The 14,358-nt window shown below is 39.6% G+C and carries 12 protein-coding genes; 4 read left to right on the top strand and 8 right to left on the bottom strand.

Features of this window, described 5'->3' with window-relative positions:
- Positions 1-6: 6 nt before the first annotated feature.
- From ACQY77_RS15345 to ACQY77_RS15335, 3 genes are read right to left on the bottom strand one after another with little or no spacing between them, the layout of a single operon-like run.
- Entirely contained in the window at positions 7-1,665 is a 1,659-nt protein-coding gene (locus tag ACQY77_RS15345; protein ID WP_421941283.1) for an endo-1,4-beta-xylanase, read from the bottom strand.
- A 21-nt stretch (positions 1,666-1,686) separates the two neighbouring features.
- A complete protein-coding gene (locus ACQY77_RS15340) occupies positions 1,687-3,495 on the bottom strand; it encodes a RagB/SusD family nutrient uptake outer membrane protein (protein WP_421941284.1) in 1,809 nt (602 codons plus the stop codon).
- 26 nt (positions 3,496-3,521) lie between these two features.
- Positions 3,522-6,608, bottom strand: a complete 3,087-nt coding sequence (locus ACQY77_RS15335) for a SusC/RagA family TonB-linked outer membrane protein (protein WP_421941285.1) — start codon at positions 6,606-6,608, stop codon at positions 3,522-3,524.
- 246 nt (positions 6,609-6,854) lie between these two features.
- On the opposite strand from ACQY77_RS15335, the gene uxuA reads away from it, so the two are divergent.
- Positions 6,855-8,051 carry a mannonate dehydratase gene (gene uxuA / locus ACQY77_RS15330; RefSeq protein ID WP_421941286.1) on the top strand — a complete coding sequence of 399 codons (1,197 nt, stop codon included), beginning with the start codon at positions 6,855-6,857 and terminating at the stop codon, positions 8,049-8,051.
- Positions 8,052-8,236: 185 nt separating this feature from the next.
- Positions 8,237-8,530, top strand: coding sequence for a hypothetical protein (locus ACQY77_RS15325; RefSeq protein WP_421941287.1), 294 nt, complete (start codon positions 8,237-8,239; stop codon positions 8,528-8,530).
- Between the two features lie 258 nt (positions 8,531-8,788).
- Here the strand turns inward: ACQY77_RS15325 and ACQY77_RS15320 are convergent, their stop codons facing one another.
- Complete coding sequence (locus ACQY77_RS15320) at positions 8,789-9,244, bottom strand: hypothetical protein (protein WP_421941288.1); 456 nt, start codon at positions 9,242-9,244, stop codon at positions 8,789-8,791.
- Positions 9,245-9,352: 108 nt separating this feature from the next.
- Positions 9,353-9,493, bottom strand: coding sequence for a hypothetical protein (locus tag ACQY77_RS15315; RefSeq protein WP_421941289.1), 141 nt, complete (start codon positions 9,491-9,493; stop codon positions 9,353-9,355).
- A 243-nt stretch (positions 9,494-9,736) separates the two neighbouring features.
- Here ACQY77_RS15315 and ACQY77_RS15310 point away from each other — a divergent pair, with 243 nt between their 5' ends.
- Positions 9,737-10,075, top strand: a complete 339-nt coding sequence (locus ACQY77_RS15310) for a hypothetical protein (protein ID WP_421941290.1) — start codon at positions 9,737-9,739, stop codon at positions 10,073-10,075.
- A gap of 131 nt (positions 10,076-10,206) precedes the next feature.
- Positions 10,207-11,793, top strand: a complete 1,587-nt coding sequence (locus tag ACQY77_RS15305) for a family 43 glycosylhydrolase (protein ID WP_421941291.1) — start codon at positions 10,207-10,209, stop codon at positions 11,791-11,793.
- A 109-nt stretch (positions 11,794-11,902) separates the two neighbouring features.
- On the opposite strand, the gene ACQY77_RS15300 is transcribed toward ACQY77_RS15305, so the two are convergent.
- From ACQY77_RS15300 to ACQY77_RS15290, 3 genes are all read right to left on the bottom strand, one after another.
- On the bottom strand, positions 11,903-12,724 hold the full coding sequence (locus ACQY77_RS15300) for an alpha/beta fold hydrolase (RefSeq protein ID WP_421941292.1): 822 nt from the start codon (positions 12,722-12,724) through the stop codon (positions 11,903-11,905).
- 340 nt (positions 12,725-13,064) lie between these two features.
- Positions 13,065-13,301 (bottom strand): hypothetical protein, encoded by a 237-nt coding sequence (locus ACQY77_RS15295; protein WP_421941293.1) that lies wholly within the window; start codon positions 13,299-13,301, stop codon positions 13,065-13,067.
- A 14-nt stretch (positions 13,302-13,315) separates the two neighbouring features.
- Positions 13,316-13,600, bottom strand: a complete 285-nt coding sequence (locus ACQY77_RS15290) for a hypothetical protein (protein WP_421941294.1) — start codon at positions 13,598-13,600, stop codon at positions 13,316-13,318.
- Positions 13,601-14,358 lie beyond the last annotated feature (758 nt).

Below are 14,358 nucleotides of genomic sequence, written 5' to 3'. Positions count from 1 at the left end.
ACAATATTATTGCCCTTTTAATCCTTGTGCAAAACCTGCAAAAGCCTGCTTTTTAGTATAGCTACCATTAAATAAAAGTGGTGCATCATTCTTACCCAAACTGGTGGTAATCCAGCTATCAGAATCGCCAACTCCCCAAACGGTTATCCCCCCTCTTTGCGCCTCAGGAACATACTTTAAATAAGCCTTAGCAATATAGTTGTACATGGCTGCCTGCAATGTAAGCAGGGTTGCAGATGTAGCCACACTCCCTACTTTTTCACTCGGATTCAATCTGACATCCAGTTCTGATATCCGTACTTTTAAGCCTGTAGCGGCTAACTTCTGGAACATATCATTAATGGCTGCATAAGAAGTATTGATGCTGCAATGCATTTGTGTACCTACACCGGTAATCCCTGTATTGGCAGCTTTTAACTCTTTGGCTAATGCCACAAAAGCATCCAGTTTAGTTACGCTCGATTCCAGGTTGAAATCATTCATGTATAAATCGGCACCGGGATCGGCTGCTTTAGCATAGGTAAATGCTTTAGCTGCATAATCTCTACCCAAATAATTTTGCCAAACAAAGATATCTGTTCGTGTACCTGCCGGGGTATTGGTGTTATTTCTAAGTTCTGCACCACCATCCGTAAAAGGTTCATTAATCACATCCCAGGCCGTTATTTTTCCTTTGTAACGATTAACTACGGTTTGAATGTGGTTTTTCATAGCATTATCAACTATTGTAGTTAATGCGCCTCCGGTTGGTGGAGCTACAATCGAAGCATCAGTAATGCTTACATCATCTAAATACAAGGTATTTAAAGTACCACCCAAATCAAAGGCCAGTTGAATAGCTGTAACACCTGCTGGCACAACATAGTCATAAGAAATCTTCGTATAATTTGCGTTTACCGGTTTCCCTCCCTGATAGTTAACCGAACCGGCTGTGCTGCCAGTATATGGCCTGATCTCAAACTGAATGTTCTGCCCGGTTGCTCCTTTAATATAATAGGAAATGGTATAGGTTTTTCCTGCTGTTACCGGAATCTGTGCCTTGGTGATGATCTGGGTATTATAATTTTGTCCACCAGCTGGAACATTTACCTGTAAAGCTTTGGCTCCACCGTTAATGTTACTTGCGGTGCTTACAAACTGCCCTGCTCCGTTCAATACCTGCCAGCCATCTGCAGGTTCAGCAGTTGTGCCCACAGTAGTGGTTTCAAAACCCGGATTAACGATCAGGTTGGTGGCGCCGCCACCTCCCCCGCTACCACCAATGAGGCTATTGTAATAACTTGCTCTTTGTTGTGAATGCCAAACTAAGGTATGTCCGAAAACTTTTAGTCCCGCAGCTGTGGCCAGGTTGTAAAAATTATCAGCAGTAGTAAAATCATAACTACCATCTGCCTTAACAACTGAGGCATTTTTCAGTTCATTGCCATAGGTAATCCATGCGGCTTCTCTTTTTACAATCGACCAATACTTTGCATTAGACGATGATAAAGGATATTCTACAGCCAATCCCATTGGGAAAGATACAAAGGATTTTAATGTCCCGGTACTATCAGTGAACTGCTCATTTACAGTGCTGTCAGCACCGTTGTAAATATCTTTTTTGCAAGCGTACATCCCAACTGCTGTCAATAACAGTAAGCCAGGTATCAATAATTTCTTTTTCATTTTAACTTTCTGTTTAATTGACTAGTAATAACCTGGGTTTTGGTATTTATTTCTATTTGGATCACCTAGCGGATCAACTACACTATTAATCTGATCTTGAGGAATAGGACGCAGATTATGGAAATCTTTCACATTAGGTGCGCCATCAGGATTGTAAAGTTTTACCCTTTCAACCAGTTTTTTACGCATTGCTAAATCTGGCCAGCGCAAGCTTTCCCCACACAGCTCCCGGGTACGCTCATTGAGGATAAAATCTAAAGTAATCTGACTTTGTGTAATCAGCATTGCTGCTTTTCGGGTAGCCAATTCAGATGCACTTAGTCCGGTACGGAAAGCTGCCCGTTCTCTTAAGGCATTAATCAACGGTACGGCATCTGCAGGATGACCGTCCTGCAGTGCTGCTTCCGCTGCTAACAAATAAACTTCTGATAATTTGGCTACGATAAAGGGACGACCAGAAACATCTTGAAAGTTATTGCGAACACTATCATCATACTTTTTAAGGTTTGGATAGAGTTGATTGGTTTTATTTTGGTTACTCCAGTATTCGGAAGGACCTAATACTTTATATTTTTTACCTGCTGCCTTTAACTGGCTTGCTCTGGCATCGGTTGGTGCCAGATAAATTGCAGTATCACCGATTGCAAATCCTACACCTGCCAGCTTGGTTTTGAAAGCATCCAAATCTGCTCCTGTACGCAAAGTTGCTACACGCCACATTACCCTAAAGGTTCCATCAAAGCGGCTATCGTTTACTTTATCAGCAAAAACAGTATTGAAAACATAAGGTGTTGGAGCCAGCTGTCTTAATGGGCGGCCATATTGTAAAGGGCGATCATCAATCAGCGAAACGCCACCAACCGTAACTGCATTTTGATAGTTGGCATTGAACAGGTTGTTAGAAAGATTGGCTTTATTGGCAAATTCTGTACCCGGACTTGGCACTTCATTATTCGCATTATTCAAAGGTAAACGCTCCACAGAATATAAAATTTCTTTATTGTAGTCGTTCCCCTGCTTATGGATCTGGCTATATTCTGGCAATAAATCGGTTCCATATTTAGCTTTATTGTTGATCAGTTCCATCGCCGTAGTATAGGCTTTATTAAAATCACCGCTTTCTTTTACGTCTGAATAAGCACGGAACAAATAAACTTTAGATAACAGATGGAGTGCAGCAGATTGTGATAGTTTAAAGGCAGCAACCGGACGCGTAACCGGAAGATTCTGACTGGCATAAGTTAAATCTTCAATCATGGCCTGATAATCTTTTTTCAGAATATCGTTGAATGGCAAGCGATTGAATCCCAGATAAGGAACATCAGTGAATGTTAAATCTCCAGATCCTAAATCTACAGGTACAGCCCCAAAGTTTTGCACCAGTAAAAGATAATAATGTGCACGTAAATAACGTGCTTCAGCCATGATTACATTTCGTGCAGCATCGCTCATGCTCACCTGTGGTGCGAATTTCAAAATGGCATTACAAAGGTTAATATTAGAATAATTTCTATTCCAGGGGGTTAAAATAGAACCATTTGTTGCCGGAATCTGATAAGTTCCCAGCTCCAGGGTTTGCCCCGAATTTCCCTGATCACCAAATGTCCATTCGTCAGTTCCCATATTGGCTAATAAAACAGCTCCAATGGGCCCATAATCATAGCGCATTCCAGAGTAAACCGAATTGATCGCAGATTGAATCCCCTCTGGGGTTTTAAAGTAATCGGTAGTAAAAGCGGTGTAAGGCTTTTCCTCTAAAACTTTCTTACAGCCGCAAAACATAATGACTGTTGAAAGTAAAATTGATTTGATAAAATATCTTGTTTTCATGTGCTTAACTTTTAAAATGATGGCCATTAGAAAGTAACGTTTAATCCAGCCAGGAAGGTTCTCGTTGTTGGAGTGGCACCTGCAATGGTTAATCCTCTCGTGGTAGAAATATTTCCAGGATTTTGAACGCCCTGATTTCCTATTCCGGTAGGTTCCGGATCGATTCCACCTGCTTTAACATAAGGAGAGTAAAGAATGAATGGGTTTTGTGCAGCTACATAAATCTTAAATTTCTGTGCACCAATTTTCTTGGCCAGGTTGCTGCTAAAAGAGTAACCAAAGTTAATGCTCCTTACTTTAATGAAACTGGCATCGAAATAACCTAAAGTTGTTCCGGCATCACTGGTTAATGGCGAACTGATCAAGCCTCCGGCAACGTTTGGAGATGGAAAAAAGTTCGTAGGGTTTGTTGGTGTCCAGTAATCAACAGCCAACTGATTTCTTCTTCCATCGTTAATGGTTAAGTACCCGGCCAAAGGTTGGTGTACCTGGCTAATCAGCGTACCTCCGAAACGGGCGTACAATACAAAAGAGAAATCAAATCCTTTATAACTGAAGCGGTTGGTCATACCACCCTGAACATCTGCTTGTCCGTTACCAATTACATATTTATCATCAACGGTCAGTTTGCCATCACCGTTATGATCTTCCAGTTTAATCTGTCCGGGAACAAAACCATACTTTGCAGCCTCCGCAGCTTCATCTGTTTGCCAGATTCCTAATTTTTTATAGTCGAAGATGGCTGTTAGCGGCTCGCCTACAAATAATTGACTTGCAATAACCTGAGTGGTATTGTTATTTAAGGCAACCAGTTTATTTCTATTTAGAGAGAGGTTCAAATCTGTACTCCAGGAAAAGCCACTCTTGGTTTGGATATTGGTACTCGATAGGGTGAACTCCAAACCTTTATTACTTACATTACCCACATTGGTTAAATAGGGCTCATTTAAGCCAGCAGTTGGCGGAAGGGCAACACCGTATAAAAGTTTATCGGTTTTTGCCGTATACCAATCAATGCTACCGGTAATTCTGTTGTTCAAAATACCAAAGTCTAAACCAATGTTAGTTGTTTTGGTATATTCCCAGTCCAGGTTAGGATCAACAATTCTCGAAACATAATATCCTATTTGTGAAGAAGATCCATAATTGTAACGGGTTCCATTAGAAGTTACCCCTCCTAAAGTGCTGTAAGGGTCGATAGATTGGTTGGCAGTTACACCAAAACCTGCTCTTAATTTCAGGTTGGTAACTGCTTTAATTCCTTTCATAAACTCCTCATTGCTAATGCTCCAACCCGCAGAAACAGCAGGATATTGTTTCCATTTATTGCCAGCTCCCAGGCGGGATGAACCATCACTTCTACCGGTAAGTGTAATCATATATTTATCATCATACACATAATTTGCCCTCAGCATGGCTGCGATTAATGTTGAAGAAGATTCGCTCCCTCCCAATACAGCAGCAGGGCCAACAGATGATAAACCTAAGTTGTAGAACTGCACAAAGTCTGAAGTTATGGAATCCTTACTCACCGAGCTGTTGTGATATTGTTCTTGCTCTATTCCAAATAATGCAGTAATGGATACACGGTGTTTCTCAGCAAAAGTTTTATCGTAAGTAACTAAATTATCCAAAGAGTATTTGGTTGTAGTTGCATTGGTAACTGCAGCGGTATTGCCTAATCCAGATCTGAAATAACTGTCGGCTCCTCTAAACTGATTGCCTTCCTGCTGACTAAAATCCAAACCTGCGTTTAAACGGTATTTTAAACCATCCATTAACTGAACCTCACCATACAAACTGTTAAAGGTCCTGAAACGGCGGATTCTATCTACCCATTGGTTATCGTTATTCAATAACATTAACGGGTTGTAGGTGGTATTCAGGTCATCTAAGTTTCCCGCTGGCTTTTTGTTTACACTTCCATCTGGGTTGTAAGGTGATGAAAGCGGACTTAATGACAACAACGGAAAGATATTTAAGCCAAACTGTGCACCGTTGGTAATGCTGTAGTTAGAAAGATTATTGAAACCAACTTTTACTCTTTTACCAATTTTAAAATCGCCTGTTGCTTTAAATGTTCCACGGCTAAAATCCTGACCTGGTAAAATGGTAGTTTGCTTAAAAAAACCTCCTCCGAAAGAAAATTGACTCTGATCGCTACCTCCCGATACCGTTACATTATTATCAGTCATGAAGCCGTCTTTATACAGCAAGTCTTGCCAATCTGTATTTCTGCCTGTAGCAATCCCTTGCTTTTCATCTGCTAAATAATCCTGATTATAAACAGAATAGTCTCTCAATGCCCGGTATTGGTCGGCATTGTATACATTATATTTACGGGTAAGCTCACTAATTCCATAATAAGTATTAAAGGCTATACGGGTATCTCCGGAAACGCCGCGTTTGGTTGTTACTAAAATAACCCCATTGGCACCACGAGATCCGAAAATAGCGGTTGCAGAAGCATCCTTCAATACATCTATATTGGCAATATCATCAGGATTGATATCATTTAATCCCCCATTGTAAGGAATGTTATCTACAACAATCAATGGGTTATTGGAGGCATTGATGGAACGCTCTCCACGAATCCTGATCTGGGCATTTGCACCGGGAGTGGTACCCAGGTTCTGCACTTCAACCCCAGCGAGTCTTCCCTGTAAGGCTTGCTGAACATTGGCCACAGGCACCTCCTTAATGTTAGCACCACTCATAGATACAACTGACCCTGTTACATCTCTACGCTTGGCTGTTCCATAACCAATTACCACCACATCATTCAGGTTTTTCGAATCGGGAGATAAAGCAATGGAATAAGTGTTAGTACCAGCTTTAATTTCAATTTCACGGGTTGGATAGCCGATAAAGGAAACTATAAGCGTTTTTTCATTTTCAGCTGCACTGATCGTAAAACTACCATCATCTCCTGTTACGGTAGATTTGCCTGATAACTTGAGTTTAATACCTGCTCCAGGCAATGGCAGGTTTTTCTCATCCAATACTTTTCCTTTCAAAATTTTTTGGGCAAAAAGCAAGGTGGGTGTCAGGCCTAATAAAAACATTAGCAGCACCACACTTTTCAAAAATTTTTTTTGTCTAGGTTTTCTCATAAAAGGTTCTATTTAATCTGCAGTATTACTACTGCTGTTTTAAATGCACTTAAGTTTTCATCCAAGGTTAGAGATGGATTGCTTACTTAAGAATATTTGGTTATGATAAAAGTAAATATTAAAAAATTAATTTGCAACCGATTGCATAAAATATTTTTATTATTTCCTTTTTTGTACTTTAGCACCTTAAAAATGATGTATTTTTATATTGTACCGATTGCATAATCTAACTAAAAACCAAATGTGATGAAGATGATTCAAACCATGCGCTGGTATGGGCCAGACGATATTGTGAGCCTTTCAGACATCGCCCAGGCGGGCTGTACCGGAGTTGTAACTGCACTCCACCATATTCCAGTTGGCGATATCTGGCCAGTTGCAGAAATTCAAAAGAGGATTGATGAAATAGCCCGATATCATATGGTATGGAGCGTAGTTGAGAGTCTTCCTGTACACGAAGACATCAAGAAAAGAGCTGGAAACTATCAAACCTACATTAATAACTATAAGGTAAGCCTGGCCAATCTTGCCAGTTGTGGCATTAAGGTCGTTACTTATAATTTTATGCCAGTGCTGGATTGGATGCGTACTAATTTAAAATACGAAACCCCAACAGGCGCCCTTGCTTTGAGATTTGAAAAGGCTGCCTTTATGGCGTTCGACCTCTTTTTACTTCAAAGACCCAATGCTGAGCGAGATTATACCCCTGCCGAAGTGGAAAAGGCTAAACAGCACTTCAATAATTTAGATGAAGAAGGCAAAAAAGCATTAACAAATAGTTGTTTGCAAGGATTACCGGGAAGTAAAGATCATTTCACCCCTGAGCAGGTATTAAACCTATTGGAGGGCTTTAAAGGTATTACCAGTGATGTGTTAAGAAAAAACCTAACTTCCTTCTTAACAGAAATTACGCCTGCGGCTGATGAGCATGGCATACAGCTGGCCATTCACCCTGACGATCCCCCCTATCCGATATTGGGCTTACCCCGGATTATGAGTACCGAAGCCGATGCCCGCCACATTTTAGATCAGGTACCTGCAAAATCCAATGGCTTGTGCTTCTGTAGTGGCTCTTTTGGTGCCAGACCCGATAACGATTTACCAGGAATGATCCAACGTCTGGGCTCACGCATCCACTTTCTTCATTTGCGCAGTACCCAAAGAGATCAAGAAGGCAATTTCTATGAAGCCAATCACCTGGAAGGTAATGCAGATATGTTTAGCCTGGTAAAGGAAGCTGTTAGCCTGATGAAAAAGGAGAATAGAAGTATTCCAATGCGGCCCGACCATGGTCACCAGATGTTGGATGATTTGAGTAAAAATCCTTACCCGGGCTATTCCGCCATTGGCAGGCTAAAAGGATTAGCCGAAATCAGAGGCCTCGAAGAAGGGATTTCGAGAATGATGGAAGGGAATGAATTAATAAAAAAATCAAAGAATTAATGAGTGAGGGAATGACTAGCTGAATGAATGACAATTGCCCGCGAAAGTCCCTGATTCTTTTACTAAGCTAGTCTCTTCTTAATACTTGGTACTTTGTACTTGATACCTGATACTAGATACTAGGTACTAGATACTTTATGCCATCCAAACCCATACTAGAGGCACCATAAAAACGTTAAATAAAAATGCACACTGGCTATTCGATAACGTTAAGCCTGCAGGTACCTGTGGGAATTCATACCTATGGATTTTTCCAGCTGGGAAGTAACCGAAAAGAAGCTAAAAGTATCTTTAAAATGCTAAAAGGAAAGAAAGATCCTATATCTGCATGCTGTATACAAATTGAGCTAAGTGAAAAGATTGCAGGGATAGTTGTGCCCATTAGTGTAATCAATTGCTGTACCGAAGAACTTAAAGACAATGTAGCCATCATTACCCGGGAAATCTTCCGGATTTCTCAATTGGAAAAAGGACCTTGATAAATTAAACTGATGAATGAGTTGCTTACCGGGATAACACCAATGAAATAGTAGATTAAGCGCGCAGTTGTGTTAAAAAATAAACAGGCAAAAAAAACGGACGTACTGCCTAAGCATATACGCCCGTATCTAAATTAACGCTCTCGGGTACAAATGTACAACTATTTTTTAATTATGCAAAAATTAAATATTTTGAATTACAAATAATACAATTTTTGTACAAAAAAATATACAAACTAAAATTTATTACGTTTACAATTAGTTCACTTTAGTAAGCCGTATAATGATTTTCCCTCTTGCTGCCACTTGGCCATTGCCGTAATTAAGCATGTTTTTATCGGTTACATCAGTAGATAGCACGATTAAATTATCGGTTTGCTCTGTAATTTCCCAATCGGTATACATGGCAATCTCAGTTGTTGAAATATGGAGTCTTCTCGTATTGAGTGTATTGGTTAAAGTGTAATCAGCCGATCTGGGCATTACATAATTATCGGTGCTTAAACTTATCTGCGTATCGCTGAAAGTCCAGTAGGTTTTTATCGCATCTGTCACCACCTGACTTACAATGGTATTAGATGAATTGTAAAGGGTGATGGTATAGCCAGATGTAGTCCACTTTCCACTTAAAGTTTCTTTGGTAATATCATCATTCTTTTTCTTGCAGCTTAATAGCGCGCATACTGTAAACAGTATGATCAATGTATTTTTCATAGATTTTGCTTTAGGTTTAATCAAATTTAGCAAAAATGTATTGCCACCTCAAAACCTTTCTGCTTTAAGCTATAACTATTATACTTTAACCTGAATGAGCTACTTTTCTTACTGCTCCTCTAACTGTTGCTCTTGCACTTCGGTACCGCCTGTAGTAACCAAACAGTTAATTGCCTTTGATAAAGCATCTTCCAATGGTTTGTAAATCGGGTAGTTTTGAATGGACGGGAATTCTAAATAAATGGACATAGACTTTATTTGCTTGGATGGTTTGGAATATTGTGCCTGCCTTAGCTGGTAAATGTCAGGTGCTAATGAGGCTTTTTCACTATCTAATCAAATAGTACCCTAATATAGTTATTCGCAACGGCGATCAGCAATATCCCGTATAAAATTTCTGTTGCACTTATTTTCTTCAACAAGCTTTGAAATACAAAGTACTTTTTATTAACTTTAAATACCAATACTAATTAGAAAAAATCAATCTCGATTATGACACAACGAAACAATTTACCTGCAAAATCTGTTAATCCGGCGTCATTGTCTAAACGCATGCTCATTGGCGCTGCTATAGGTTTAACTTTAATTGGCATCTTCCTCTATGGTGTAAATGATGCTAAGCCCGAGTGGGGCAAATTTTGGATGATCAGACCGCTGCTTATGGTTCCTTTTGCGGGAGCAATGGGGGGATTATTCTATTACATTATGGATCATATCAGCTATAAGGGTGGTTGGCGAAAGATTTTGGCAATAGTGGTCAGTGTAATTGGATTTATCATCGCCCTGTGGCTTGGTGCTGTATTAGGTTTGGATGGGACGCTTTGGGATTAATATAAATCAGCCTGTTCATTTCCACATAGCAGCTTAATTAACTAACTTCAAAGGCGTTTTAGTGCTGAAGAATCAGGGCTAAAGCCAAAATGAACAATTTGAAGCCTCCGGTTTAAACAATAAAATTAAAAATGCAACATCCCCTGCTTTCCTTATTCCTTTTGCTGGGAGTTTCCCTCAGCCAACTCACTTACGCTCAAAACCTTAACATCAATAATGATGCCTTCTGGAACACCCAGGACGGACAACCGATTTACAGTCAGGGAGGTGGGATTTTTAGTTTTGCAGATCCCCGATCGGGAGAAAAAAAATACTATTGGTACGGTGTTCATTATAAAGAAGCGGAACTATATCGCCGCAATCCAGCAATTACACAACCCAAAGCTAATTTTGAGGCTGTAACGTGTTACAGTTCTACAGATTTGGTTAACTGGAAATTTGAAAGTAATGTACTAACACCCGAAGAAGTAAATAAACCCAGTAAAACCTGGATAGGCCGTTTGGGTGTTGCGTTTATCCCTGAATTGAAAAAATATGCCTTGATTGTTCAACATGGAAATAAAGTACTCTTTACCACTTCGGATACCCCTACAGGACAATTTACCTGGCATCAGGAAATCAGTATGGAAGAGATGATCGGTACATCAAATACCGGCGATCAGACTGTTTTTACGGATGAAGATACCGGAAAATCATACCTCATTTATTCATATGGCAGAGGGAGAAATAAAATTTATGTTTCTGAAATTGGCGTTAAAGATGGGAAGGTAAACCTCCTGGATTGTACCGAAATCTTTAAAGGTGAGAGCAGAGAAGGGAATTGTATGTTCAAATACAAAAATCGCTACTATATGTGTGCATCCAATATTTATGGTTGGGATGCTTCTCATGCTTACTATCTGGTTGCTGACAACATTCGTGGCCCATACCTGCCTGCAAATAATATGCAGATTATGAACGGTGCCGCAGAAGATTATGCACATGTATCTCAAACTGGTTTTTTCTACACCCTTAAAAATGCACAGCAAGAAACGGTAATCTACTGTGGCGATCGTTGGGCCAATTTTGCAGGAAACGGCCTGGGTTATAACCAATGGTGCCCCATTTCTTTCGAAGGTCAGAAACCCTATTTTAACTCCCTTAATTCCTGGAACCTGAATATCCAAACTGGCAAATGGAACGTTGCAGAAGACAATAACTATGTAAAAAACGGAAGCTTTGAGGCAGATCGCAGACGTATTCCAAGCACTTCCAAGCCTGTACAGGAACAATTAACCGGTTGGGCTACTGATGTGCTGGAAGGCAATAAAGTAAGTTTAGACACTACTAAATCTCCAGCCCTAAATTACTTCAATACAGAGAATGACCGTAAACAGGTAATTGGTGAGAAAAGCCTGCAGCTGAGCGATCAGGTTAATTTTAAAAGAAAAGTTTTCCAAAACATTACCTCATCCCCTTTTGTAAAGCTGGAAGATGGACTGTATACACTGAGTGCCAGAATAAAAAACAGTGATGGCTTTAACCTTCTCGAAATGTATGCCTCAAGTGTTGGAGCCATGTTTCAGTCCCGTATTAAAACGGCTAATCCCAACTGGCAAACCATAAAACTAACAGATATTCCGGTAAAGGCAGGAAAGGTAGAAATAGGTTTCGTGGCAGAGGGTAACGCTAATGCCTTTTGTTATGTGGATGATGTGGTATTGGTCAGAACAAAATGATTCTTAATTAATTTTTTAAAAGAAAAAGACAGCCTCGAAATCTCAAGGCTGTCTTTTTGTTAGCAAATTCATGTACAAAATATTATGGACAATGAACTTGTGTTGCTTTCTAGCCTTGAATGAAGGCCAACAAATCGGCATTTATTGTAGCGGCTTCAGTAGTTGGCATTCCATGAGGAAATCCCGGATAAGAAATTAACTTTCCATCTTTTACCAGTTTTACAGCTTTAGCACCGGTGAGTTCGAATGGAACAATTTGATCATCCTCACCATGTAATACCAATACTGGCACCTCAACACTTTTAAGATCTTCAGTAAAATCAGTCTCTGAGAAAGCTTTGATGCAATCATAATGCGCTTTAATACCTCCCATCATGCCCTGACGCCACCAGTTATCTCTAACCCCTTGCGATACTTTTGCTCCCTCGCGATTGTAACCATAAAAAGGAAGTGTAAAATCCTGGAAATATTGCGGTCTGTTGGTGGCTGTTCCTTCCCGAATTTCATCAAATACTGAAAGCGGAATTCCTTCAGGATTATTTTCAGTTTGTACCATTAAAGGAGTCACTGCACTGATTAAAACAGCCTTCGCTACCCTACCTTTACCATATTTCGCTACATAGCGGATTACTTCGCCACCGCCGGTAGAGTGACCTATATGAACAGCATCTTTTAAATCAAGTGCTGCAGTAAGTTCAGCAACATCCGCTGCATAAGTATCCATATCGTGCCCCTCGGCAGTTTGTGATGAACGTCCATGCCCACGGCGATCGTGTGCAATAACCCTAAATCCTTTATTCAGGAAAAACATCATCTGTGCATCCCAATCGTCGCCAGATAATGGCCAACCGTGATGGAAGAAAAGGGGCTGTCCGGTTCCCCAGTCTTTGTAATAAATTTCGGTACCGTCTTTTACTGTAATCTTACTCATTTCTTTTAATTTTAATAATAGGGGTGAAAAAAAAATTAAATTATCTGCTGGCTCATACGCAAGAATTCGGAACTGGTTAGTTAATATGCATCGGTTAGTGTGCCCTGCGCTAAGCGGAATAAATGGGATGATGCCTGCGACAAAGCCTGTAGAAGAAATAAAAATAACGAATAAAAGATAAACCAATACCAAATACGGTATCAAAAAATGATACAAAATGAATTAAACATTTAAAAATACTGAGTACTAAATATTTAACCTTCCTGCGATTGAGGCCATTAATTCTGGCTATTCGATTCCTTTGATAAATTCAAGCACTTTGTTCTTACCATTACGCAATTTAAAATTCCTTATCTCCAAATTCGCTATTCGGCAACTTAGCTTTCCCCATTAATTTGTTCAGGTTAAAACTTAGGTTCAACACCACCACATCTGTTTCATAAATGTGATTGGTCGTCGTATAAAAATTACTCCCCATGGTGGTAATCCGTTGCCGGTTAGATTGATTCATTCCCAAATCCATATTTTGCCATTGCAGCGTAGCAGCCAGGCGCCCATCCATAAAAGTTTTTTTCATAGAGGTATTCGGAACTAAAAACCTGGAATCTTCACCTTAAAAAATGTTATCTCCATTGGCGAATGACCGATTATATGATAGCTTATCACCATGCCATTTGCCTGTTCCAAAAGTGTGGTACCCGTTTGCTCTAAAAACTTCCGGAAGGTCTTCTCCTTCGCTGGAATAAGCCCGCCATCCTGATGAACCTGAAATACGGAACGTCCTGTCATGAGCATAGCTCTGCTTGGTGCGCATACTGCGCCAGCCAAAGAACCCATAATGTGTGCTTGCGTAAAAGTAGTACCACTTTTAACCAATCGGTCTATATTGGCGTTTGAATTTCGCTATTGCCCAGAGCATGGATGCTATTAAATCGTTGATCATCTGTGAGGATGACCAATACATTGTATTGTTTTTTATTTTGCGCTACACTAAAAAAACCACTTAACAGAAGTATACAAAATACTGATTTGAATATCATCGAATTCATGCTCCAGACTTAGCTTATTCGAAAGTACTATACTCAATTCACAATTCTTACTTTGAAATCAGCAAAAGATTAATCTATTTTGTCATGAATTTGTAAGCTTAAGCATTTGCTTCTCAAATATACCTTAAACATAAATCGTTATTCAACCTAAATCAAACGATTGCGTAATCTTTTTCTTACCGCATACTAATATGCCAGTTATTAATTGTAAAATGGTTACTCTTAAGCTTTTGCGCTCTAAAAAAAACTGCAACTTCCCGCATTTATTCCCAATGGTTTTAAGCATCAAATCATGTTTGAAATAGGCCTAATAAAACATTGTCCTAACATAATTCGGTTTAAGCCAGTTGCGTGTATCCGCAGTAAGCACTAATACTGTGTAATAAAAACATCAAACGTTTGCGCATACTTATCATTAACACTTGTAGTATTATCCATATAACTTAGGTAATACAAAAACTGCACAAAGGTTTTTGGCAAACAAACTCAAACTAATCTAAAACATCATGAAATGCGCTACACCATAGCTGAGGAATAAAATCCTTTTTACCTTATCCAGATAATAAACCAACCTAATCAAACTTT

It is taken from the genome of Pedobacter sp. (assembly GCF_965279535.1).
Classification (GTDB): Bacteria; Bacteroidota; Bacteroidia; order Sphingobacteriales; family Sphingobacteriaceae; genus Pedobacter.
Note: the sequence above shows the minus strand (reverse complement) of the source record. Positions and strands in the feature narration are given on the sequence as shown.

Coding starts and splice junctions, on each gene's coding strand:
- ACQY77_RS15345 (WP_421941283.1), bottom strand. CDS start 1,665: ATGAAAAAGAAATTATTGATACCTGGCTTACTGTTATTGACAGCAGTT.
- ACQY77_RS15340 (WP_421941284.1), bottom strand. CDS start 3,495: ATGAAAACAAGATATTTTATCAAATCAATTTTACTTTCAACAGTCATT.
- ACQY77_RS15335 (WP_421941285.1), bottom strand. CDS start 6,608: ATGAGAAAACCTAGACAAAAAAAATTTTTGAAAAGTGTGGTGCTGCTA.
- uxuA (WP_421941286.1), top strand. CDS start 6,855: ATGAAGATGATTCAAACCATGCGCTGGTATGGGCCAGACGATATTGTG.
- ACQY77_RS15325 (WP_421941287.1), top strand. CDS start 8,237: ATGCACACTGGCTATTCGATAACGTTAAGCCTGCAGGTACCTGTGGGA.
- ACQY77_RS15320 (WP_421941288.1), bottom strand. CDS start 9,244: ATGAAAAATACATTGATCATACTGTTTACAGTATGCGCGCTATTAAGC.
- ACQY77_RS15315 (WP_421941289.1), bottom strand. CDS start 9,493: ATGTCCATTTATTTAGAATTCCCGTCCATTCAAAACTACCCGATTTAC.
- ACQY77_RS15310 (WP_421941290.1), top strand. CDS start 9,737: ATGACACAACGAAACAATTTACCTGCAAAATCTGTTAATCCGGCGTCA.
- ACQY77_RS15305 (WP_421941291.1), top strand. CDS start 10,207: ATGCAACATCCCCTGCTTTCCTTATTCCTTTTGCTGGGAGTTTCCCTC.
- ACQY77_RS15300 (WP_421941292.1), bottom strand. CDS start 12,724: ATGAGTAAGATTACAGTAAAAGACGGTACCGAAATTTATTACAAAGAC.
- ACQY77_RS15295 (WP_421941293.1), bottom strand. CDS start 13,301: ATGAAAAAAACTTTTATGGATGGGCGCCTGGCTGCTACGCTGCAATGG.